We start from the raw sequence: 24,221 nt of genomic DNA, 5'->3' as shown, positions 1-24,221 counted from the left end.
ACGATTCGCGCTCGGAACAGGAATTTGTTTCCGGAATCTTCACAATCCTCGCATTTTGCGAAAATCATCTCCGATAACTTCTAGACGATGTTCAAACGCTAGGCAGCGGCGGCGCGGAAGACCCGCGCCCCGCCCTCCCGCTAGTCGGCGCTCTTGCTGACGGTAAACCGGTAGCTCGTCACATCGCCCTTCGGGCTGCCGTTCGGGCCGACAGCCAGCTCGATGGCCTCCCCCGCGGCAAGCTCGAGCCCGGCCAGTTCCAGCTCGACCGGGTCGGTGCCGCTGGCCTCGTAGAGCACCTCCTCCCCGCGCGTGACACGCAGGCTGACCCCGTCTTCGCTGCGCCGGTTCACCGAAAGCGATCCGGTCAGGTCGACCCGTCCGGCCTCGGCGGCGACGTAGCGATGCACGATCTCGATCGGCTCGCCGCCGCGCATCCCGGGCACGAGGGTCTCGGCCGTGAGCCGCACCAGCGGAATATTTTCGACGCCGCGATAGGGGAACCACGGCGTGCTCGGGGCCTGCTGACCGGGGAGCGTCACCAGGGGCAGCGCGCGCGTGCCTCGGCGGGCGAAGCGTTCGAACCCATCCCCCTCGGCGCGCGGCTCGTCGGCCTCGGGATAGGCAAACTGGTGGAAGCTGTCGGCCACGAGGCGGGTCTCGCCCAGCGTCACCTTGGAGGCGATGTCGGGCGCCACCAAGACCAGCGGTTCGGCCTCCGACAGCGCCGTGCCCGCATCGACTTCCGCGCCCTCGGCGTCGAACACCGCGACGTCCGGTCCGAGCTGCACCTCGCGCGGTGCGCCCCAGAGCACCAGCACATCCTCCCCGAACTGGCATCCGTAGCCGAAGGTATCCGGGGCGGCATCGCTGACCGGGCGCCCCTCCATCCGCGCGGCGATCTGCCGAAAGGCGCGGCCGGCGGGGGTGATGCGCCCCTCCTTGGTGAACAGCGGCACCATGTCATCGTTGCGGACATTGAGCGGATACCAGGCCGCACGGGTGACGCCACCAAGGGCGAACTGGCAGTAGTTGCGCAGGAAATGCGAGGCCGCGCGGCCGGGATCCGGCTCCCCGAACTCGGTGACCTCGATCGGCAGATCGGTCGCATCCGGGTGCCGCCTGAGCACCGCCGCCTGCCGGACGAACTGCTCCGCCGGCGTCGTGTAGGGGTGGATCGCAAGGCTGTCGAGCCACTCGGCACCGCCGGCATCGAGGACCTCCCAGAGGTAGCCGGCGGCCATCGAATGCGTGGCGCCACCCGAGATCCGGACATCGGGGCGCACCGCCCGCGCCGCCTCGGCGACCGAGGCGAGGATCGGGACATAGGCCCGGGCGCGCTCTCCGGGCGTCATGTCCCGCAGCGGACCCTTCACGAAATTGACGCCGTTGAACTCGTTGCCGACCTCGATGCTCTCGATGCCCGGGTAGGTTTCGAGCACCTGCGCCGCGAAGGCGCCCATCGCCGCAATGCCCTCAGGCGTATGCGGGGTGTTGCCGTTGTCGTAGAGCGGGTTGCCCCAGTTCAGCACCACGGTGACCTCGGCGCCCTTTGCGCCGATCGCCTCGGGAAAGCTCAGCCGCGGGCCGTCGAACCCGTAGACCGCCGGGGATTTCTCGGCGCGCGACCAGTTCATGCCGTCCCTGAAATCCTCGACGCCGAGCGACACCGCCAGATCGATCACGCCCGGCTGCCGGCCCTGCGAGAAGTTCGACGCGGCCGAGAGGCGCGGGCCGACCGGCTCGGCAAGGCCCGCCCCGGCAAGGCAGGTGATGCACGCGGCCAGGCTGGCGGCAGAGAGCGCATGAGGAAATCGCATCGGGTTTCTCCGGTGAAAACAGATCGGTACGTTCGTTACTGTGACACGTCGCCCGGGTATTTCCAGCGCGCGCAACCACAACTTGTCGTCAGTGCCGCCAAAAGCGGAATCTGACGGCGACATCGCTGCATCGCGGCAGGAATTTTCTGCACCGCACTCACATTCGGCGTTGACGGCCCGGGCGCAGACGCAATGATCGGGTGCATTGAGACTTTGTATTGGTGGAACGATCTTGGCACAGGCCCCTGACGCGACCCGCGCACCCCGCATCGCGGTGATCATCTGCTCCGTTGGACGCGCCGACTGCGTCCGTGAGCTGGTGCCACATCTTCAGACCCAGTCCCGCCCGGCCGACCGGGTGCTCTTCGTCGTCACGAAGCCGGAAGACGTCGGCTTCGACCCGGCGCCGATGTTTGCCGCGCCGACCGTGGCGGAGACCGTGATCTCGCCGAAGGGGCTTCCCCGGCAGCGAAATGCCGGGCTCGACAAGATCGCGGGCGATTGCGACATCGTGGTGTTCTACGACGATGACTTCGTGCCCTCGCGCGATGCGCTGGCAGGCATCGAGGCGGCATTTGCGCGCTGGCCCGAGGTCAACGGCATGACCGGTCACCTCATCGCCGACGGGATCAACGAACCCGGCTACACCGACGCCGAGGCGGCCAGCCTCGTGGCGAGCTACGACGCCGCCGAGCACGGCACTCCGAAGATCCTGCGCGAAGGTCTGGCCGGGCTCTACGGCTGCAACATGGCCTATCGCATGGCCGGGATCGGAGACGCCCGGTTCGACGAGTCGCTGCCGCTCTATGCCTGGCAGGAAGACATCGATTTCGCCGCCCGCATTCCCGGCGGCCGGATCAAGACCGACGCGTTCGCCGGGGTCCACCGCGGCGCCAAGTCCGGCCGCGAGACCTCTGGGCGCAAGCTCGGCTACAGCCAGCTGGCCAATCCCTGGTATCTCTGGCGCAAGGGCACGATGCGCGCCGGCTTCGCCGCGAAGCTCGCCTTCCGCAACCTCGCCGCCAACCACGTCAAAATGTTCCGCCCCGAACCCTGGATCGACCGCGGTGCCCGCGCCAGCGGCAACTGGCTGGCGCTGGCGCATATCCTGACCGCGCGCGCCCGCCCCGACCGCATTCTCGATCTCTGAATTTCCCTCCTGCGAGTACCCCCAGATGACCATGACCGACAAGATTGCCGCCGCCATCGAGACACCGCCGCAAGATCCGGCGTCGCGCGCCCTGATGCCCAATCTCTTCGTCATCGGCGCCTCGAAATCCGGCTCCAGCGCCCTGCACGCCTATCTCAAGCCGCATCCCGGGATCTGCATGAGCCGCGAGAAGGAGCCCTGCTTCTTCGTCGACCAGTCGGAGCTCGAAGAGGCCTGGCCGATCATGGCCCGTCAGCCCTGCTCGCATGAGTGGCCGGACTATCTCGCGCTCTGGCAGGGCGGCGAGAGCGCAGCCTATCGCGGCGAGGGCTCGGTCTATTATTCCCAGACCCCGCATCGCTCCGGCGTGCCGGCGCGGGTTGCCGCGGCCTGCCCCGACGCGCGCATCATCTACACGGTGCGCGAGCCGGTGTCGCGGGCGGTGGCGCATTACTGGCAGCGCTTCAAGGAATTCCAGGAGCCCCTGCCCCTCGACCGGGCGGTCCGCGAGAACGCGCTCTACCGCGACAGCTCCGATTACGCGCTGCAACTCGGCGCCTGGCTCGAGCATTTCGACCGCTCCCAGATCCACGTGATCGTGGCCGAGGACCTGCGCAGCCGCCGCCGCGAGGTGCTGGCCGAGACCATCGCCTGGCTCGGCCTCGAGTCCTATGACTACGACGAGAGCGAGATCACCGACGTCCACAAGTCCCCGCCGACCTCGCGCAAGGAACGCTTCCCGATGGTCGCGGCGGTGCGCAACTCCGGCGCCTGGGCGGCGGTGCGCCGGCACCTTCCGAAGAGCATGGTCGACCGGCTGCGCAAGTCGGCCACCGTGGAGTTCGACAAGAAGGATGTCGACGAGACCGCGGCCCGTGCCTGGCTCTCCGAGTATCTCGCCCCGAAGATCCCCGCCTTCGAGGAGATGCTCGGCCGCGAGATCCCGGCCTGGCGCAAGTAAGCGCGCCGGCAGTGTCCCGAAGCCTCAGCCCTGCGCCGCGAAGAGCGCCCGCAGTGCGAGATCACGCGAGCGGGCGTTGGCATGACGTGCAATCAGCTCGCTGCGCAACGAACGCACGGTTAACCAAAACTCCGCCTCCTGCCGGGATCTTCCCGGGATCGTAACGCAGTCGCGATGACGCGCTGCCCCTACCGATCGAAAGGAGCCCCGCAATGAGTGACCGCTTCGGAGACCACAGCAGCGGACTGACCGCCCCCGCAACCGATGTGCTCGCCATCACCCCGGACGACGGCACCGATCTCGCGTCGATCCCGCGCGCGCTGAACGTCGCGACCGGCGGCATCGTGCGGGTGACCACCCTCGATGGCACCGTGGCCTCCGTGCATGTCTCGGCGGGCATCGCATTCCCGCTGCGCTGCCGCCGGGTCTGGGCGACCGGCACCAGCGCCACCGGCATCGCGGGACTGATCTGATGCAGACGGCGCTTGGCCTCGTGACGTCGGTGGCAGGGCAGGACGCCCCTGCCACCCCAATCGCCGACGCGGTCCTGCTGTCGATCGCCGGGCAATCGAACGCCCGCAAGGCCGGAAACAGCGGCGGCTCTCCGGCGGCGAAGTATGCCGCGCTCGGCGCGAGCTGGATCTGGGACGGCGCGGCCGGCGACTGGGCGGCCTATGTCTGCGGCAGCAATTCCGGCCATCGCGGCGAGGCGGATTCCGGGGCCTGGGGCTCCGAAGCAGAATTCCTCTACCGGATGCGCCAGTCTGGCGACGACCGCCCGGTCTATATCGTCAAGGAGTGCGTCAATGGCCAGTCGCTGGCCCAGTCCGGCGGCGGCGACTGGTCTCCGCAGAGCGCCGGCGAACGCTTCGACGGCTACGTGGCGCAATCCCTCGCCGCGCGCGCCTCGCTCGCGGCGCTCGGGATCGGCGCCGAGGACGTGCTGCTTTGGAACCAGGGCGAAGCGGATTCCAACAGCCAGGCCGCGGCCGACCTCTACCTGTCCAATTTCGAGGCGCTGCTGCAGGCTCTCTCCGACAGCGGCGCCTTCCCGGGCGACGGTACGGTCATTGTCGAGCGGATCCGCCCGTGCAGCGCCGATCTCGCGACCAGCACCTATACCGGACAGTTCACCGTTCGCGAAGCCCAGGAGCGCGCGGCGGAGCAGAGCGCGCGGGTCCGCATCGTGTCGCTCGATTTTGATGCCGGAAACTTTGCCAGCCTGCACCCGGCCGAGCCCTGGACGGAAGGCTGCGGGGCGCGCTGTCACGCCGCCTGGATCGGGACCTACGCGGCAACCTACGGGGCGGTGTCGGACAAGGTGGCGACCAATCTCGGCTTCAGCGACAGCCCCAACGTGGCTCCGGGCGCCACGATTCTCTCGGAGCCGCTTCCGCTCGCCGGCATCGGCGGGCATGCCGAGGTGTCGATCGCCGGTGGCGAGTATCGTGTCAGCAATCCGGACGGCACGCTCTGGCAGGACTGGAGCTCGGCGACCGGCACCATCCATCCCTATCAGAGCCTCCAGCTGCGCCAAGTCGCGGCGGCGGCGGGGCTGTCGAGCGCCACGCAATGCACGGTGACGGTCGGGGGCACATCGGAGACATGGACCGTCACCACCCACGCCTCGGCGCCGAGCCTCGAGCCCGAGACGGAGGCCTTCATCGCCCAGGTCAGTGCCAATGGCGGTGCGACGATCACCGGCAGCGACGCGGACGCCATCGACGCGCTCTACGGCGCCGCCAAGGGCGCGCCCTGGTGGTCCGACATGTTGCGGCTCTATCTTAGCCTCGGAGACGAGACCGCGTCGCGGCTGGACTTGGTCGACCGGGTGACCTCGATGGCCGATGTCGCCCCCCTGACCTCGAACGCCTGGGCCTGGAGCCAAGGCTTAGGCTGGCAGGGGCTTGGCACCTCGAATGGCGGCCTGAGCCTGCAGGTCGCCCCCGCGACGGATCTCCCGCAGGACAATTGCAGCATTCTGGTCTGGTATGGCGCGCTCGCCAGCACCAACCGCTCGGAGATCAACGATGACGGCCCCGGGCAAAGCTATCTTCGGGTGCTCGACAACGGCGCCGCGCGCTATCTGCTGAACTCCTCGGGCAACGCCAATGTCAGCGGCCTGACGACCGCGACGGGGATGCGCGCGGTCGTCAGGGACGGCCCGGCCTCGCTGCGCCTGCACGGGCACGACGGGCTGTTGCTGGACCAGAGCAGCGTCGCCTCCGTCGCCCCGGTGGCGGATGATCTCCTGATCGGAAACCCGGGAGGCACCTACTCCGACGCCCGGATCCTCGGCGTCGGGGTGGCGCAGCGCGCCCTGAGCGCGCCCGAGCTGCAGGCCATTGCACAGCATGTAGGCACGCTGCTCGCCTACTTTGCCGTGTGACGGTCAGATCGCGTCAGAAAAGTGACAGCGCCATGGATGGAGATTTTCATTTCATCGCGCTGTTTCGCCCCGCGATCGACACATTTGAGCCACAATCAAAGGTGGCGAAAATCAACCATAACAATGCAAATTGGAAACAATACACACGCTAGGGGTGCTGGCAACTATCCGCTTTGGAAACAAAGCCCCTAGAACACAGTCATTGACAAAGTATTAAGAACATCAACTTATCGTCGAGCGCGTCCCAGCTTCTGCGGCCGAAGTGAATAAAATCAAGGGAGAAGACGAAACAATTTTTTCTCGATCTCGCTATCCGAATCACTGGGGCAATGATAATGTCAGCAATGTGGCCGCGAGGAGGCACGCCGATGGCGTACGTCTTGAGCGGTTAATTGCACAAGGGACGTGCAGATATTTTGAGCAAGAAGCCCGGCCTTCGAGCCGGCATATTGGAGAATGATTATGGTCACCCCAGTAATCGAACCGACCGAAGGCCCCGATACCATTGATGTGACGGGCTTCCCGGGCGACAACCTGATCAACGGTCTTGGCGGCGACGACACCATCACCGGTGCCGGTCAGAAAGACACCATCAACGGCGGCGCGGGCGACGACTCGATCAAGGGCGCAGCCAACCGTGACACCATCAATGGTGGTGAGGGCGACGACTACATCGAGGGCAACAGCTCGAATGACCGTCTGCGCGGCGACGAGGGTAACGACACCCTTCTCGGCGGTCAGGGCAACGACAAGCTCTACGGCGGCGAAGGCAACGACGTGCTCGATGGCGGCACCGAGAATGACCGCGTCTACGGCGGCGCCGGCGACGACACCATCATCGGTGGCGACGGCAACGACGTCCTCTACGGCGACGATCCCGATGGCGACGACAACGAAGGCGGCGTGGACACCTTCGTGTTCGACGCGGACGACGGCAACGACAAAGTGTTCGACTTCGAGTCCGGCACCGACGTGATCGCGCTCACCGATGGTGGCTCTTACACGCTCGACTATGACCTGCCGAGCGGCAACACCTTCATGACCTACGGCGCCACCACCGTCGTGTTCTATGACGAGATCGTTCAGGATTCGGACATCATCTTCGTCTAAGAGACGCAAGGCACGCAAACATAAAGGCCCCGGCATCCCTGCCGGGGCCTTTTTTTCGTCATACTGCACCGCCTGACCAGCGCGCATGCGCGCCCTCCTTTTCCAAGCCCCCCATCCCCTCATCGAAAACGCAAACGGGCGAGGCCGCGGCCCCGCCCGTCTCTTTTTTGCGCCGGGACCGGATTGCCCGGTCCCGGCCGCTGGCCTCAGGCGATGCTGAAGTCGTCGAAGGCGATATCGCCAAGACCGACCCCGTCGAGCCGGGCGATCTGCTGCGCGGCCCCGGCGCCGTTGCCATCGGCGTCGAAGTAGAGCTTGGTCGAGGCGACGTCGTAGATCAGGTAGTCATCCGCATCCAGGGCGGCGCTGCCGATGATGAACTCGCCTGCATCGACGCTGGCCCCGAGAACCGCGAAGGCGGCAGCGTCGAGCTCCAGCACATCGCCCTCCGTCGCGTCGAAGTCCTTGATCCGGTCGTAGGTCGTGGCATCCACCGGGAGGGCGGCGAAGACGAAGGTGTCGGCGCCTGTCCCGCCGGTGAGCACGTTGCGTCCGGCGTCGCCCTGCAGCGTATCGTCACCGCCTTGCCCGAGCAGCACGTCGACATCGTCGCCGCCGATCAGCAGGTCATTGCCATCGCCGCCATAGAGCTTGTCGCGACCATCGAGCCCCGACAGCGTGTTGGCGCCGTCATTGCCCTCGATCCGGTTGTCGAGCGCGTTGCCGGTGCCGTCGAGATCCGCGCTGCCGGTCAGCTCGAGATACTCGACATTGTCGAACAGCGAGGCGATCGAGACCGAGCTGAAGACGGTGTCGCGGGTGCCGTTGCCAGGATCCTCGTTGACCGTGTCGCCGAGCGAGTCGACGATGTAGTCGTCATTGTCGGCGCCCCCGTTCATCTCGTCGTTGCCTTCGCCGCCCTCAAGGCGATCTTTTCCGTCGCCGCCATTGAGAATGTCATCGCCTTCGAGACCGTAGAGCCGGTCGTCATCCTCGAAGCCGTTGATCACGTCGCGATCGGCGGTTCCGGTCAGATCGTCCCGCCCCGGCGTGCCGTCGATGACGTTGAAGACCGCGCCCACCGAGATGTTGAAATCGGCCTGCGCCACCGAGCCATCCGCCGATTGCGCCTGCACGGTGATCAACCGTGTTGCCGGTCCGGCCGGGTCGAAGCCCGCGCCCACCGTGACGCGCCCGTCGCTGTCGATTTCGAACTCGCCTCCCCCGACCAGCAGCGAATAGCTGACGGCGTTGGTCGTCGCGTCGGCATCGGAGGCCGTGACATCGACCCCGGTGTAATCGCCCACCGTCGGCGTGGCGCTGACCGTATTGTCGGCCGCGTCCTCGTCGACCGGCGCCGTCACACCGAACTCGTTCTGGTCGGCCACGTCGATGGTGAAGGTCTCTTCCGCGAAGGATCCGTCATCCGAGGTCGCCCGCACGGTGATCTGCCGTGTCGCCGCGTCCTCGCGATCGATACCGCCGGCCACGAGAACCTCGCCGGTCGTCGCCGAGATCAGGAACCGGCCGCCATCGTCATCGGTCAGCGAGTAGGTGATGCCGTTGGTGGTGGCATCCTGATCCTGCGAGGTCACGGTGATCCCGACACCCGAGCCGATGGCGGCATTCTCGAGCACGCTGCCGCCGGTCGGCGCGACGCTGTCGACCGGGGTCGTCGCATCGAACTCGTCGACGTCGCCCACCGCGATCGCGAAGGTCTCGGTCTCGAAGCTGCCGTCGGTCGAGGTCGCCCGCACGGTGATGCTGAGTGCCGCGTCGGACTCGCGGTCGATCAGGCTGCCGTCGAGAACGCTGACCACGCCGGTGGTCGCATCGATGGTGAACGCCCCTCCGGCGTCATCGTCGAGCGAATAGGAGACGTCATCGCCGACATCCGGATCCACGGAGGAGGCGGTGATGCCGACGGTGGTCGCCGCCGCAGCCCCTTCCAGAACCGTGTTGGCGGCCGCATCCGCGTCGACCGGCACCGAGGCGCCATTGTCGCCGACATCGCCGATCGCAATGGTAAAGCTCTGGGTCGATCTGGTGCCATCCGTCGAGGTGGCGGTCACTTCGATGGTCCGGGTCGGCCCGTCCGGGCCCTCGCGGTCCAGCACCTGCGCGGTGCTCACCGCGCCGGTGGTGCCATCGATGGTGAAGGCCCCGTTGGCGTCGTCGGAGAGCGAGTAGGTGACGCTGTCATTGCTGTCGGGATCGATCGCCTGCGCGGTGATCCCCGCATAGGTGCCGGCGGCAAGCCCTTCGTCGACCGCATCCGCGGTGGCGCTGTCCTGGTCGGTGATCGCCCCGACATCGTCGGCCACGCCGTTCACCGTCACGGTTGCGGTCGCGATGTCGCTCGCGCTGGCCCCGTCGGAGAGGAGGTAGAGGATCTCGACGGTGGCCGACTGGCCGGCGTTGAGCCCCTGGTAGCCGCTGGTCAGATCATACGCGACCGAGAGCCCGTCGGCCGCCGGGGCCGCGCTTCCCTCGGCACCGCCCTGGACCGTCGCCCCGATCACCGTGCCAACGCCGCTGTCATTGGCCAGCACGTCGAGCGTGCGGACCGCCCCGGCATCGACGGTGAAGCTGTCATCCACCGCGTCGAGCGGATCCGCCGGCTGGAAGCCGAGGCTTTCGATGCTCTCGGCCTCGGTCGAGGCGCCGTCCGCGATCCGGGTGATCTGGTAGTGATCGATGCCCAGCAGCGCGATGTCGTAATCCGCAGCGGTGCCGGAGAGCACGAGCGTGTCGCGCCCGGCGCCGCCGTTGACGTAATCCTGCCCGGCACTGAAGAAGATCGTGTCACGGTTGCCGCCGGCATTGATGCTGTCATTGCCATCGCCGCCGTCGATGAAGTCGGCGCCGCCGCCCCCGAGGATGGTGTCGTTGCCGTCACCGCCCGCGATCTCGTCGCTGCCGCCATCGCCCTCGATGTCGTCATTGCCCTCGCCACCGTCGAGCGTGTCGTCGCCGTCGCCGCCGACCAGGGTGTCATCCCCGCCCATGCCACGGACGAGATCGTCGCCGCCGTAGTCAATTCCGGTTTCCGCCGGCATGTTGAGCATGTCGCGGCCCTCGGTGCCGATATGGGTGTCTGCGGCATCGGTGCCGCGGGCGAAGAGATCCAGCACCGCGCCGGGAGTGAGGTTGGTCAGCGTCAGCCCGGAGAGATCCAGCGTTGCGGCTGCCGGCGCGCCCGGGAAGTTGCCCGGATAGCCCCCGGCCCCGGGCGCATCCGTGCCCGGCGAGCCGATCGGATCGATGAAGGCGAGATAGCCCCAGCCCGCGATGCCGGTGATCGCGCTATTGCTGATGCTCAGTCCTGACAGGTCGGTGTAGCCCTGGATGGCGAGATGGGTCTTGTCGTAATCGCCGGTCACCGTGACATCGTTGATGACCACGCTGCCGATCGGACCCTGCACATCATAGGTGGCCTGGTCGAAACCGGCGATCTGGATGGCGTTATCGGCCCGCGGCGTGGTGCCCGAGGCCGCGCCGTCGATGGTCAGACCGCTGAGCTCGACATCGCCGTTATACTGGAAGAGGACGATGTCGCCGGTGCCGTTGGAGCCGCCAAGCGCGTTCTGCGCGAAGGCCGAGTCTCGGATGGTGATCGCGCCGACCCCCTCGGCGTCATTCGCCGAGACGCCGCTGCCGCTGGCGCCCGAGATGCTCATCTGCTCCAGAAGCACCTCCGACAGCATCGCCGCGCTGTCGACTCTGACGCCGCCGCTGCCGCCATCGCTGGCCATGCCGCTCAGCGCCACGGTCTCGCCGGCATCGTCGGCGGTGATGCTGATCGCGATTCCCGATCCGGTCCCGATCTCGACCAGCGGACCGCTGGCGTCGGTCGCACCCTCGATGGTCAGCGCCTTGTCGATAACGAGGTTCTCGGCATAGGTGCCGGCCGCCACCTTGATGGTGTCGCCGCTCGAGGCCGCGTCGATCGCATCCTGGATCGACATCCCCTCGACGACGTAAAAATAGCCCCCCGGCTGCCCGTCGGTGGAGATGAACAGCGTCTCGCCGGAGATGGTGCCGGCATCGGCCGCCGCCTCGGCCTCGGCCTCGGTGTCGAAATGGCCGACGATGGTGTTGCCGTCGACGGCACGCACCGGGCGGGTGTCGAGGGTCGAGAGCGCCAGGTTGTCGACCGCGATGCCCCCGGCGACGTCGACATTGGTGAACCAGCCATAGCGGTTGCCGCCGTAGACCGTGTCGAAATCATTGGCCGGATCGGTCCGGATCTCGGTGAAGACCCAGTTGCCGGCATCGTCATAGACGTTCATCGCGACCTCGAGATCGCCCTCGGCGCTCTCGTAGAACTTGTGCTCAAACGTGTACCAGCCCGACTGGCCGATGACCGCGTGATTGCCGGTCTCGAGATTTTCGATCGGATCGAAATTGGTGTTGTTGCTGCCGCCGACGAGCAGCTCGCCGCTGCTGCTGTCCATCGTCACGTGGAAGATGAAATCCTGCAGGTGATCGCCGGACTGGGTGTTGGCCGCCACCGAGTAATCGAAGCCTTCGCCCGCGGCCATGCCGGTGTCGAGGTAGACATCGACCGATGCGACGAAGCCCTGCGTGTCGCCGGTCCGGTAGCCGTCGAACCGGGTGAAGGCGCCGCCGGACTCGGCTTCCGAAAGCCGCGCGTGGGCGCTGCCGGATTTCGACACCACGCCGTTGCTGCCAGACGCCTCCTGCGTCACCGTGGAGCCGTATGCGATCAGTCCGTCCGCATCCGCCTCAAAGCCCGCCGAGAAGCGCTCGAGCGCGCCTGAATAGTCGGGGCTGTTGACGTCGAGCTCATAGGTTATGCCATCGTCGAACTGCACGCCCTCGACGCCGATCAGCCGGTCGCTCTCGCCGCTGCCCGTATCGGTGACGGTGTAGCTGCCATCGCCGTTCTTGACGATCTCGCCGCCCCTGCGCGCCCCCTCGGCGATCACCAGGTCGGTGCCGTCGCCGCCATCGAGCGTGTCGTCACCGTCACCGCCGGAGAGGGTATCGTCGCCCGCCAGACCCGACAGAACGTTGGCACCGCTGTTGCCGGTTATGCTGTTGTCGAGCGCGTTGCCGGTGCCATCGGGGCCATCGGCGTTGTAGGTCGCGTAGCTGATATCGTCGAAGTAGAAGCCCTCGTTGACGCCCCCGACGCCATCGGTCGCCGCACCGGCCGAGCTGGTGCGGAACATCAGGCGGCTGACCTGCGTCTCCTCGGCATGATCGGCGTGGGAAGTGCCCGGATCGACCACGTCCCAATAGTTCTCGAAGCTGGTCGACTCCCCGATATAGTTGCCGTCGAGGTAATACTTGACCACGTCATTGTCCTGGCCGTCGACGAATGTCACCACCATCGTCAACTCGTGCGCCACGGTCGGATCGACACCCTCGATCAGCGTGGTGTTGCCGGTGAACGCGTCGAAGACATTCTGCGTGTCGCCCGTGGTCCAGTTGCCATCGAGCTGCGGATCGGAGACGGCGATGCGGATGCCGGCGCCGGTGTTCTCGATGCGCATGAAGCTGTTGCGGTCATCCGACGCGTCCTTGCCGAAATCGACCTCGAGCGTCGCATTGTCCGCGGGATCCGGGTCCACCGCCTTGAAGGTGAACGAGATCTTCATCGTGTCGTTGGGCGCGGTGGTCTGCGGCTCACCGGCGGCTTCGTCGAGCGCCGGGGTGAAGGGCCCGGCAAAATCACCGGAATGCGGATCGCTGGAAATCTTGAAGACCTGGTTCGAGCCGTCGTCGGGATCGGTCACGACCTCCTGGTCCTTGGTTCCGCCGCCGACGCTCCAGCCATTCTCGCCATCGGCAATCGCGCCGAGGGCGAAATCCTCGAAATCCTCGGTATTGCTGGCGGAATCGCGCAGGATCAGGTTCTCGACATTGTCGGAGAGGGTGAAATCCTCCTTGCTCTCGACCGTGTCGATGCCTTCGTCCGCCGCTTCGGTCACCGTGTCGCCGGCCCCGGCGATATAGAGATCGTCGCCGTCGCCACCGGACATATCGTCAGCGCCCTCCCCGCCGTCGAGCAGATCGTCGCCCTCGCCACCATCGAGCGTGTCGTCGCCGGCAGCGCCGAGCAGCGTATCGTCGCCGCCGAGCCCGCTCAGCACATCGTTGCCGCCGAGGTCGGTCTCGCCTTCGGCCGGCGCGTTGAGCAGGTCATCGGCGTTGGTGCCGGTCTGTTCGTCGCTGGCATCGGTGCCGCGGGCAAAGACATCGAACGGCGCATCCGGCGATTGGTTGGTCACAGTCAGCCCCGACAGGTCGAGCGCACTCGTCACCACGCCGCCGGGGAAATTGCCGGGATAGCCCGGCGCGCCCGGTGCGTCGTCGCCCGACGAGCCGACCGGGTCGATGAAGACCAGATAGCCCCAGCCCGCTGCGCCGGTCAGCGCGCTGTTGCTGACGCTGAGCCCGGAAAGATCGGTGTAGCCCTGGATCGCGAGATGCGGCTTGTCGTAATCGCCGGTCACCGTGACCCCGTCGAGCACGACCGTGCCGAGCGGGCCCTGCACGTCATAGGTCGCCTGGTCGAAGCCGGCGATCTGGATCGCGTTGTCGGCGCGCGGAGTGGTGCCGGAGGCCGCGCCGGTGATGCTGACATCGGTCAGTTCGACATCGCCGTTGTACTGGAAGATCGTGATATCGCCGGTGCCATTGCTGCCGCCGAGCGCGTTCTGGTCGAAGCTCGAGTTGCGGATCGCGATGGCGTCGACGGTCTCGGTGTCGTTGGCCACGAAGCCGCTGCCGCTGGCGCCGGAGATGCTCATGTTGTCGAGCACCAGCTCGGCGAGCACCGCGGCGGCGGAGAGCTCGACGCCGCTGGTGCCGCCGACGGTCACCATGTCGCTGAGCGTGACGGTCCCCGCGGGAGCGTTCGCGGTCACCAGGATCGCATCCCCCGACCCGGTGCCGACCTGCACCGGCCCGCCCGTGGTGCCGACGATGCTGACGGCCTTGTCGACCGTCAGGTTCTCGGCGTAGGTGCCGGTCGCGACGCTGATCGTATCGCCATCCGCAGACGCGGCGAGCGCCGCTGCGATCGTGGTAAAAGGTGCAGAGCTGGAGCCGTCCGGTGTTCCTGCAAACGCAGCATCGACAAAGATCGTGGCCATTGATTTTCCCCTTCAATCAAATCCCGGGGGATTGCGCTTTCCCTGTGCAATTCCACCCGGTCAAAAAATTTCATTTGCGCGGAATCGCTTCCGCGCATCGCCCCCATAGGCAGAACCGACATGCCAAATGGTCGGGCCGCAGCAAAAGCGGTCCAGGCATGCGAGAAAATTTCAGATACTCCCCTGCACGTTCAATGACTTACATGAACGTGTTTTGTTTCCCTTCTGTAAAAACAGCCCCCAAACGCATAAAAAGCACTATGGCCCGACCGTAGAGGAGCGAAACTTCGCCTGTCAATGAATAAGGCAAAATAAGGGCATACGGCTAATTTTTCACCTTAGGTTGAGTGGCTTTGGTTATCACCAACATCAGTAATAAGTCTGACTTTATCATTTTGATAACTTAATAAATATTTCAATTACTTACGCCGGACAATTCGGATCGAGCTTTGCGCCAGCACGAACGCTGATAGCGCCTGACAAAGCCGGAATCCCAACCGGCTTTCGTAAGAAATTACCCCACGTCACGAATGAGAATCAGCCTGTCGCGGCGTCGATCGCGGGCCGTCGCACGGCAGGATCCCGCCGCCTCTGTAAACCTAATCGTCCGGTTCGAGCCGATCTTCTGGCCGCCATTTGCGACGACGCCGAATCCTGCTCCCACCCGATCCATGCAGCGGCGCGAAACAAAAAGCGCGCGGCGATCGAAATCGCCGCGCGCCTTTTTTGGCCCACCCCATCCCGGCGCATCTCGCCAGGCGGGGAAAGGGGAAGCGCAAGCCTCAGAAGATCGAGTCAGCCTCGAAATCGATCGTCAGCGTGGTGTCGTCGGGATCGTCGAAGGACACGATGGCGGTGATGTCATTCTCGTCGCCGGCGCCGAAGTTGAGGCCATTGATGGTTTCCGTCGGCAGGCTGTAGCCGAACGGGGTGACCACCAGGTCGGTCTCGTCGACGCTGGTATCCACGACACCGTTCACCATCAGCACGAAATCATCGACCGTGGCACCGGAGATCGGCGAGCCGACCACCGCCGTGCTCAGATCGTCGATCGAGCCCAGGATGGTGGCCCCGCCGGTGTTGTCGATCTGGTCGAGCTGGGCGGTGCTGGCGCCGGGGATGCCGAAGGCGAGGATCTGCGCGTTGAGCCCGCTCGGGTCGGTCAGCGTGGCCACCTCGTCGAGGAAGGATCCGCCGCCGACACCGTCCGACAAGAAGTAGACAAGGTTGGTCTCACCGGGATCGGCAACGCTGTTGAGGAAGTCGATGGCGCCCTGAAGCGCGCCCTCGAAATTGGTGCCGCCAGAGTAGTTGCGGGTGACCATCGCGTTCACCAGGTCCGGGTTGACCGCCGTCAGGTCGGCGGCATCCGCCGGATCGAACACGCCGTCGACCACCGCGCCGTTGGAGAACGGGATCACGCCGATATCGACCTGCTCGTTGGTGAAGCCTCCATCGATGATCGCTTGCGTCAGACCAACGAGCGCGCCGGTCTCGAACGCGTGCTCGGAGGAGTTGATCGAGCCAGATTCATCAATGACATAAGCGATGTTTACGCCGCTGCCGCTGACCCCGCTCAGGCCAACCGTGGCCGAGATGTCGAGCGTGCCGTCATCGGTGCTGTCGAAGGTGTTGATGGTGAAATCCACCGATTGACCCGACACCGGAACCGTTGCGCTCGTCGAGTAGCTTACCGGCTGCGGCTCAAGCGGGGGCGGCGGCGGGGTGTCGCCGGTCGGCTTCGAGGGATCGTTGAACGAGATGAAATCGAGGTAGTTCGACTCGTTCATGAACTCCACGTTCTCGAGCACCACGGTGGTGTTGCCATAGTTCAGGATCACGTCGTTGTTGGAGCCGCGGAACTCCGCGGTCAGCGTGGCCGAGCCGTTGAAATTCAGCCGGTCGGAGGCGTCCATGTAGAAGACCCGGTCGAACCCGTCATCATCATCGAAATCGAAGACGTCATAGGAATTGTCGCGGCCTTCGCCCGGCGTTCCGCCGTAGAGCACGTCGTTGCCGTCGCCGCCCTGCAGGAAATCGAGGCCGGAGCCGCCGTAGAGACGATCATCGCCGTCACCGCCGAAGAGGCAATCATCGCCATCGCCGCCGATCAGCTTGTCGTCCCCATCCTCGCCGTAAAGCTCGTCATTGCCGGCTTCGCCGCGAACGTAATCGTCGCCGGCGCCGGCATAGGCCGTGTCATTGCCCGGACCAAGGATCAGGCGATCGTCAAAACTGGTCCCGAGCAGGGAGTCATCGGCGCCATCGGCCACGATCATTTCACCATCGCCGAGGGCTTTCGAAAATACTACAGACATAACTTCCTCCACCAGAAAACGTCGGCCACGCTCCGGCAAAACTAATGAATTGAACCAATGGTCCGACGAATGTAATTGCGGCAAAAAAACGGCGCCGCTGCCCAAAGCTTCTCTGATTCCGTTAAAAAGTCAATCGAACGATCACCCGAAAAGTGTGTGATCGGTAATTTCACCTATCTCTCGAAAATTCAGCGAAACCGGGGTGTCATGGTGAAATCAAAGCCGCAAATTCTATTTCAGCTTGCGCCAACGCAACCTGAGGCGACACCAGCCCCGGCGCTGAACTCGAGTTTCATCACGCCCGGGGCGGCCAACGGTCCGCGCCCCCGGTGCGATATCGCCCAAACGATCGTGACCGGCCCTCCCGAGCCGGTCACGTGCAGTGCCGTGTCCGATCAAATCACCTTCGACACCGTCTCCCAGAGACGATCGCCGGCGGCGCGCCAGCTGAGCTGGGCGGCCCGCTCGGAGCCCTTGAGGCGCAGAGCGTCGGAGCGGGCGGGATCGCCCAGCACCGAGATTAGCGCGTCGCGCCATGCCGCGGTGTCTTCGGGATCGACGAGCAGCGCACCCTCGGCGCAGACCTCCGGCATCGCGCCAGCCCGCGCCGCGACCACCGGCGTGCCGCAATGCATCGCCTCGATCGGCGGCAGTCCGAAGCCTTCGGTGCGGGATGGAAACGCGAACACCGCCGCGCCCTCGTAGAGCGCCCGCAGCGCGCCGTCGGACACGAATCCGGTGAAGACGGTGCCCTCCGGCGGCTGCCAGCCCTTCGCGAGATAGGCGTCGCGCCCTGCCCCGCCGGCCACCACCAGCTTCTGCCCGCCGGGCAGCGGCGTGCGCATCGCCTCGAAGACCCGGGCGATATTCTTGTAGCCCTTGGCGGAGCCCACGACCATGACGTAGCCGCCAGCCTCCAGCCCGTGCTGGGCGAGGATTTCCGGCTCCGGGGGGATGTCACGGATGTGGTCGGTGCCGTTATGCACCACGTCGATCTTGTCGAGCCGGCCGACATGGTGATCGGCCAGCGAGTGCCGCGAGAAATCCGAGACCGTCAGGATCCGCAGCGCGCGGCGCCCGATCAGCGGCAGCAGCGCCCGGTAGGCCGTGGCCTGCCGGCCGGAATAATCCGCCGGGTAGAGATAGGTCTGCGCGTCGTGGATCATCACCATCGAGCGCGGATGCAGCAGCGGCGCGAGGTTGCAGAAGTTGACCAGCAGCGCGCCGCGCGCCAGCCGTGGCAAGGTCAGCATTTCCCAGCCCTGCCCGGCGCCGAAGCGGCCCGGATGCACCTCCGGGCGCAGCAGCGGGAACTCGGGATCGGGGGCGACCTCGCGCGGCGACAGAAGCCGCACCTCGTGGCCGGCGGCACGGCCACGCTCGATCAGCAGCGAGGCATAATGCGCCGCCGTCCGGTGGACGCCGTTGAGGCCGGCGCCGAGGAACTTTCCGTTGATGTCGATGCGGGCCATGGTCAGGCAGCCGTCCCGGCAAGCTGTGCGGTCGCGGCGGCTTGCGCCTCGGCATGCAGGGCAGCATCGGCCGCATAGTATTGTGCGATGAAGGCTTCGGTGTCGTCGCCCAGCGAGACGTCGCGGTAGCCCTGCGCCGCATTGGCGAAAACCCCGCTCGACATCCAGAGCGGGTGCAGCGCCCGCTTCACCGTCCGCGGCATCAGCTTGCGGCCGGCAAACCGTGCCACCGGCTGGATGCGCTTGGCCCAGGCCTTCGGCTGGCGGCGAGCGTGATCGTGGCCGACCTCGAGGCGGAAGCCGCAGGCCTGCTCGGTCCAGGCCGCCACTGCGCCCATCGCGTTCATCGGGAAGACCGCATTCACCATCCGGGTGCCGTCAAGATCGACGAAATCCTGCTGCCGGATGAAATGCACATATTCGAGGTCCGCGTGGCGCGGGCGCTGGTCGAGCCAGCCGCAGACCCGCGCCGCCTCTTCCGCCACCATCGGGTCATCGGCCCGGATCTGTCCGGCGCCGCGGAATTCCTTCAGACGCTGCATCAGCGCCGAGAAGAACCGGTCCCGCGGATCACGGGTCAGCGCCAGGCTGTGGCTCGACTGGAAGGTCTGCCAGCTCTGCGGAAAATACGCAGCCATCACCCAGAGCGGCAGGTGCGCCGGGTGGATCATGCCGAGCTCGGGGTGCTCGATGCCGGACTCGGCCGCCTCGGCGGCCTGCTCCGGCGGGATGCCGAGATCCTCGGCCAGCGGCGCGAAGGACAGCGTGCCGGCCTTGACCATGGCGTTGCGCACGCTCTGGCCGCCATTCTTGGGAATGTGCACGAAGAAAAGGTCGTGTGTCGGGAGATACCGCATTAAGTTGCCTGTCTTTTCTTAAAATTCATCCTGAAAACGCGCCGAGCGTGAAGACCTTGAGCTTCCACGCTAGCACGAGGGCGACGCAGCCGAGAAGCGTTGCCACCCCAAGCCCGAGGCAGAGCGCCAGCACGTCGCTTTCGATCGCCGCCTGAAGCAGCAGCCAGAGCTCGTTGAGCGCCGCCGCGTAGAGAACGACCAGCCCGAGGCTGACCCCGAGGGCGCGCACCGCGCGACCGACGCGGATGCCCTCGCGGCGCAGCAGCCAGAAGGCCGAGACCGTGGTCATCCCCATCACCGCGGCCTGGCTCCAGGCCAGCGCCGCCAGTCCGAAGCTCGAGAACACGAAAACCGCGAGGATCGTCAGGACCGTCCAGACGAGGTTGAACATCATCACCCGGCCGGTCCGGTCCTTTGCCGCCAGCGCCGGCTCGAGCAGCAGGTTGCCGATGCTGAGCACCGAGCGCAGCGCCATCGCGTAGGTCACGCCGATCGCCGCGAGATAGGCCGGGTTGAAGAAATCCGCGACCACCGCCGGTGCGAACACCACCACCACGGAGGCCACGCCCCCGGTCAGCACCACGATGGTGCCGGTGAAGCGCTCGAGCGGATGCGCAAGGTCCTTGCCCTTGCGCCCGGCGGCGCCGAACTGGGTCAGCGCGAAGCTGCGCATCGGCTGCAGGATGACGTCGACCGCGCCGCCGGCCACCCGGTTGCCGAACCGGTAGAGACCGGCCTCCGCGGTGCTGAACATCAGGCCGAGCAGCAGATCGCCGGCATAGCGCGACAGGAAATTGAGGAAGCGCGCCCCGTAGAGCCCGCCGGAAAAGCCCGTCGCCTTGCGGGCCATCTCGCGATCGAAGATCCGGCTCGGGCGGTCGCGGGCCAGGACGAGATAGAGCACCGCGCCGGTGAGCACCCGCAGATAGCGAAACGCCACCAGCGCGTAGAGCGATTGCCACAGGCCGAGCAGCACCGCGCCGCCGACCAGCGCCGCCAGGTTCTGCACGAACATGATGGTGAAGTGCAGGTTCACCGCGCCGCGGCGCAGCAGCGCCGCCGAGAACCACGCCCCCGCCCCGGCCACCGGCTGCACCGCCGCAAGCAGCAGAAGCACCGGCCCGAGATCCGGCGCGTCGAAGGCCCAGGCGATCGGCCAGGCGGCGAGCGCCAGGGCCCCCGCCGCAATCGTCGCAAGCCCGGTGATCATCCAGAAGCTCGTCGACAGAACGACGTCGTCCTCCTGCTTCGAGGTGACGACGAAATGGTAGAATCCGGTGTAGGTCAGGGTCTGGATCAGCGTGATGAACACGATGGCGAGGCTGTAGACCCCGTATTCCGCCGGCAGCAGAAATCGTGCGGCCAGCAGGGTAATGACGAAGGTGGCAATCTGTTGCAGCGATCGCGCCACGAAGGCGAAGATCGCCATGCCTCCTCGGCGCGCTCGTCCGTTTCCGAGCTTGCGCGACTTTTCAGGCAAATCTTGGTTCATGAAAGAAACTTTACGAGTGAAGTTAAGTCGACACTATGAAATGCGACAACGGAAAGATAGGATCAACTCGCGACAGTAGGGCTTTGCTGGTTGGTGTCGTGGAATTGTTTCAATCAACGCTTCTCGGTTCAGCACTTTCATGCAGGTTGTCCCAAGTACCTTCATCGCGCTCCTTCTGATGGTCTGGATGATGCGTCGCGGCGCCTATCACGGGCTGGCGATCTTCTGTGTCGCGATCCCGTTCGGCATGATGGCGGCGTTCAATCTCCCGGCGATCGGCAACACGACGATCCTGGCCACCGACATGGTGCTGCTGGCGATGGCGATGATGCTGCTGCTGCACCGCAATTTCGTGACCGATTTCGGGCGCTTGCTCACCCCGGGCCAGCCCGGGCTGCCGCTGCTCGGCTTCCTGCTCTACGCGATCCTCGCAACCGCGTTCTTTCCGCGCCTGTTCGCCGGTCAGACCGAGGTGTTCAGCATCGGCCGGGTGGCCAACCAGATCGGCATCATCATGTCGCCGCTGTCGCCCGGCGGCGGCAACCTCTCGCAGCTGCTGCGCATGATCCTCAGCCTGCTGGCCTTCGCCGCCACCGCGATGATCGTCATGCGCCGGCCCGACCACCGGCTGGTGCTGCGCGCGGTACTTGCCATCACGCTGGCCCATGCTGCCCTCGGCATCACCGACGTGCTGACCCAGATGACCCATACCAGCTGGGTCATGGCCCCGATCCGGACCGCCAACTACTCGCTGACGCTGGGCCAGGAGATGGCCGGGCTCAACCGGATGATCGGCGGGTTCCCCGAGGCCTCGTCCTACGGCTACCTGTCGCTCGGCATCTTCGGCTTCTGGCTCGGCTACTGGTTCCACGACCGCAGCAAGAGCCCGATGCCGCTGGCGATGATGCTGCTGACGCTCTTCCTGGTGATCCGCGGCACCTCCTCCTCGGCCTATGTCGGGGCGGCACTGCTGATCGCGATCTTCGCGGCATTGCGCATGCGCGACATGTCGAAGGGCCGCAGCGGCCTGCTCGACACCCGCGTCGCCGGCGCGCTGGTGGTGGCAGTGGCGGGCGTGCCGCTGCTCATCATGACGGCCTATCTGCTCTACGCGATGGTCCCCGCCTTCTCGGATTTCGTCGACCGCTCCCTGCTGACCAAGCTTTCGAGCGATTCCGGCGTCGAGCGCATGAGCTGGAACATCCAGGCCCTGCGCAATTTCTGGGACACTCTGACACTCGGCGCGGGCCTCGGCTCGGTGCGCGCCTCCAACTGGATTGCCGCGGTGCTCGGAACCACCGGGCTCATCGGCCTCGGCCTTCTTCTCACTTTCCTCTGGCGCCTGTTTCGAACGCCGATTGCGCATTTTGATCCCGCAACCATGCAAGTCGCCATGGCCCTGAAAATGGGTCTTGCCGGCTGCATGGCCCGCGCACTCGTCGTCAAGGCGACCCCCAACCTCGACTTCATATTCTTTGTCATGGCCGGAATGCTTTTCGGCCTGTCACTGGGCCTTCCCGCGCTCCGTAAGTCGCGACGGCGAAGGCTTCTTATGAAGGAGCGAGTGGAATGGGTAACCTAGACTTCGGCACGGATCGATTTGCAACCTCCAGGACGCTGGACCAGATACAATACCTAAGGGGCATCGCGGCGATGATGGTCGTCCTGCACCACGCGGTACAGCGTCGTCCGGGCTTCTACTCACCGCTGGAGGAGTCCCATTTCGGGCGCCCCGGCGTGCTGATCTTCTTCGTCATCAGCGGTTTCGTTATGATGTATGCCTGCCGCAAGGAGCGGCCTGCGACCTTTGCAAAGCGCCGGATCATCCGGGTCGTCCCGATCTATTGGGTCATGACGCTGGTGTTCTTCCTGCTCCTGTTCCGGAACGATGTCGCGGCCGGAGAGCCGACGCGGCGACTTTTCGAGCTGCTGCAATCGCTGCTCTTCATCCCGCATTATCATTCGGCGATCGAGACGGAGATCTGGCCGATCCTGGTTCCAGGATGGACGTTGAACTACGAGATGTTCTTCTTTCTCGTTTTCTTCATCGGGATCCTCGCCGGCAAGCCCGGCCCCGTCGCCATCGCGATCCTGCTGGCGCTTGTCGGTCTCGGCCTCGTGGTCGACAGCACCGATGCCCTCTTCGTCACCTGGACCAATCCGTTCCTCCTGCTCTTCGTGGCGGGAATCCTCCTCGCGATGCTCTGGCGGAGAACCGATTTCTCGCGCTTCGTGCTGCTGCTTCCGCTTGGGCTCGGAATCGCGGTCATCGCGGCGGTCAACGGCCTGCCCGAGAGCTGGATCCAACCTGCGTTCTTCGCGGCCGGCATCCTGACCGTCGCCGGCACCCTCGCCCTGCAGGACCTGCGACCGTCACTCGTTATTCCCGGCCTCGGCGCGATCGGTGACGCGAGTTATTCCATCTACCTGTCGCATACGATCCTGATGATCCCGCTATACAAGGCGTTCGCCAAACTTCCCCTCAGCGGCTGGCCCCAGTTTCTCATCACCCTCACGCTGACGCTCCTCCTCTGCGCCCTGGCCGGCATCGCCATTCACCGACGGGTCGAAAAACCGATGATCCATTGGTTGCGCCAGCGCTTCGACCGGCCCGCAGGCCCCTCCTCTACAGACACTCCCGAACCAAGGATGACCACATGAGCAATGCGCTCCGCACCGCGACCAAATCCGCACTTGGCGCGACCGTTGCAACCGCCCTGCCGCAATGCGGCTACGACCGGTGCATCTTCATACTCGCCCACATGCGGTGCGGCTCGACGGCCCTGTCCAACATCCTGTGCACCCGTCCCGACGTGAGCGGTTATGGCGAGGCCCATGTCCGCTACGATGGCAAGGGCGCGCTCGGGCGTCTGGTCGTCAACCAGGCGCTGCGCAAGTCGTGGAAGCCGGGCGCGACGCATCTGTTCGACAAGATCCTGCACAACCGGCATGACGAAGCCGCGCCGGAGGCGTTCTTCCGATCCTTCGGGATCTTCGTGGCCCGCCGTCCGGCCGCCTCGATCCGGTCGATCTGCAAGCTCTACCGGGATCTCGGGCGGGATGGCGAGTATCCCGACCACGAGGCTGCGGCGATCTACTATCTCGAGCGGCTCCACGCGATGCATCTCCTGTGGGACCGGTTCGCACCCGAGCGCCGCTTCGGCATCACCCATGCCGCGCTGCTCGCCGATCCGGAAGCGGCGTTGGCGGCACTGGGAACGCAACTCGCTCTCTCGCCGCCGCTGGAGAACCGCTACGAGAGCCATGCCGCGTCGCGCAAGGGTGGCGGCGGAGATCCCTTCGCCAGCGGGAAGTACACCCGGATCGAAGCGCGGGCCGATGCGCCCGAGGCGGATGCGGCGCTCGAGCTCGACATCTCTCCGGATCTGCGCGCCAAGGTCGAAGCGGCCTATGCGCGGTTCGAAGCGCAGGTCGCGGGCGCGTAGCGCCTGCCCTTCGATGCGTCGGCGCCGCTGCCGAGGCATCCTCCCTGCAGCGCCCGGATCCAGCGCCGGGAAAACCGGC

At 65.7% G+C, this 24,221-nt stretch carries 14 protein-coding genes; 8 read left to right on the top strand and 6 right to left on the bottom strand.

Features of this window, described 5'->3' with window-relative positions; all coding sequences use genetic code 11:
- Positions 1-140 precede the first annotated feature (140 nt).
- Complete coding sequence (locus KUV62_RS14930; protein ID WP_222604517.1) at positions 141-1,820, bottom strand: glycoside hydrolase family protein; 1,680 nt, start codon at positions 1,818-1,820, stop codon at positions 141-143.
- 232 nt (positions 1,821-2,052) lie between these two features.
- Between KUV62_RS14930 and KUV62_RS14925 the strand changes: the two genes are divergently transcribed.
- The 5 genes from KUV62_RS14925 (at position 2,053) to KUV62_RS14905 (ending at position 7,430) form a co-directional block, all read left to right on the top strand.
- Complete coding sequence (locus tag KUV62_RS14925; protein WP_222604516.1) at positions 2,053-2,970, top strand: glycosyltransferase family 2 protein; 918 nt, start codon at positions 2,053-2,055, stop codon at positions 2,968-2,970.
- A 25-nt stretch (positions 2,971-2,995) separates the two neighbouring features.
- Positions 2,996-3,931 (top strand): sulfotransferase family protein, encoded by a 936-nt coding sequence (locus KUV62_RS14920; protein WP_222604515.1) that lies wholly within the window; start codon positions 2,996-2,998, stop codon positions 3,929-3,931.
- Positions 3,932-4,143: 212 nt separating this feature from the next.
- On the top strand, positions 4,144-4,404 hold the full coding sequence (locus KUV62_RS14915; protein WP_222604514.1) for a hypothetical protein: 261 nt from the start codon (positions 4,144-4,146) through the stop codon (positions 4,402-4,404).
- Complete coding sequence (locus KUV62_RS14910; RefSeq protein WP_222604513.1) at positions 4,404-6,320, top strand: sialate O-acetylesterase; 1,917 nt, start codon at positions 4,404-4,406, stop codon at positions 6,318-6,320. Before KUV62_RS14915 ends, KUV62_RS14910 begins: the two co-directional genes overlap by 1 nt.
- 462 nt (positions 6,321-6,782) lie before the next feature.
- The gene (locus KUV62_RS14905) at positions 6,783-7,430 is read left to right on the top strand and encodes a calcium-binding protein (RefSeq protein ID WP_222604512.1); all 648 of its coding nucleotides are present in this window, start codon (positions 6,783-6,785) and stop codon (positions 7,428-7,430) included.
- A 206-nt stretch (positions 7,431-7,636) separates the two neighbouring features.
- Here KUV62_RS14905 and KUV62_RS14900 read toward each other — a convergent pair whose 3' ends face one another.
- From KUV62_RS14900 to KUV62_RS14880, 5 genes are all read right to left on the bottom strand, one after another.
- Entirely contained in the window at positions 7,637-14,557 is a 6,921-nt protein-coding gene (locus KUV62_RS14900; protein ID WP_222604511.1) for a cadherin domain-containing protein, read from the bottom strand.
- A gap of 782 nt (positions 14,558-15,339) precedes the next feature.
- Positions 15,340-16,875, bottom strand: a complete 1,536-nt coding sequence (locus KUV62_RS14895; RefSeq protein WP_222604510.1) for a vWA domain-containing protein — start codon at positions 16,873-16,875, stop codon at positions 15,340-15,342.
- 395 nt (positions 16,876-17,270) lie between these two features.
- Positions 17,271-18,347: a glycosyltransferase family 4 protein gene (locus tag KUV62_RS14890; protein ID WP_222604509.1), complete on the bottom strand. Its 1,077-nt coding sequence runs from the start codon at positions 18,345-18,347 to the stop codon at positions 17,271-17,273.
- Between the two features lie 2 nt (positions 18,348-18,349).
- Entirely contained in the window at positions 18,350-19,204 is an 855-nt protein-coding gene (locus KUV62_RS14885) for a hypothetical protein (protein ID WP_222604508.1), read from the bottom strand.
- Between the two features lie 25 nt (positions 19,205-19,229).
- Entirely contained in the window at positions 19,230-20,633 is a 1,404-nt protein-coding gene (locus KUV62_RS14880) for an oligosaccharide flippase family protein (protein WP_261395678.1), read from the bottom strand.
- 202 nt (positions 20,634-20,835) lie between these two features.
- Between KUV62_RS14880 and KUV62_RS14875 the strand changes: the two genes are divergently transcribed.
- From KUV62_RS14875 to KUV62_RS14865, 3 genes are read left to right on the top strand one after another with little or no spacing between them, the layout of a single operon-like run.
- Entirely contained in the window at positions 20,836-22,278 is a 1,443-nt protein-coding gene (locus KUV62_RS14875) for a hypothetical protein (protein WP_222604506.1), read from the top strand.
- Positions 22,266-23,357 carry an acyltransferase family protein gene (locus KUV62_RS14870; protein ID WP_222604505.1) on the top strand — a complete coding sequence of 364 codons (1,092 nt, stop codon included), beginning with the start codon at positions 22,266-22,268 and terminating at the stop codon, positions 23,355-23,357. Before KUV62_RS14875 ends, KUV62_RS14870 begins: the two co-directional genes overlap by 13 nt.
- Positions 23,354-24,142, top strand: a complete 789-nt coding sequence (locus KUV62_RS14865) for a sulfotransferase family protein (protein ID WP_222604504.1) — start codon at positions 23,354-23,356, stop codon at positions 24,140-24,142. The genes KUV62_RS14870 and KUV62_RS14865 overlap by 4 nt, the downstream gene beginning before the upstream one ends.
- Positions 24,143-24,221: the final 79 nt, after the last annotated feature.

Source organism: Salipiger bermudensis, from assembly GCF_019801965.1.
Classification (GTDB): Bacteria; Pseudomonadota; Alphaproteobacteria; order Rhodobacterales; family Rhodobacteraceae; genus Salipiger; species Salipiger bermudensis_A.
This window is presented reverse-complemented; position numbering and strand designations above follow the sequence as displayed.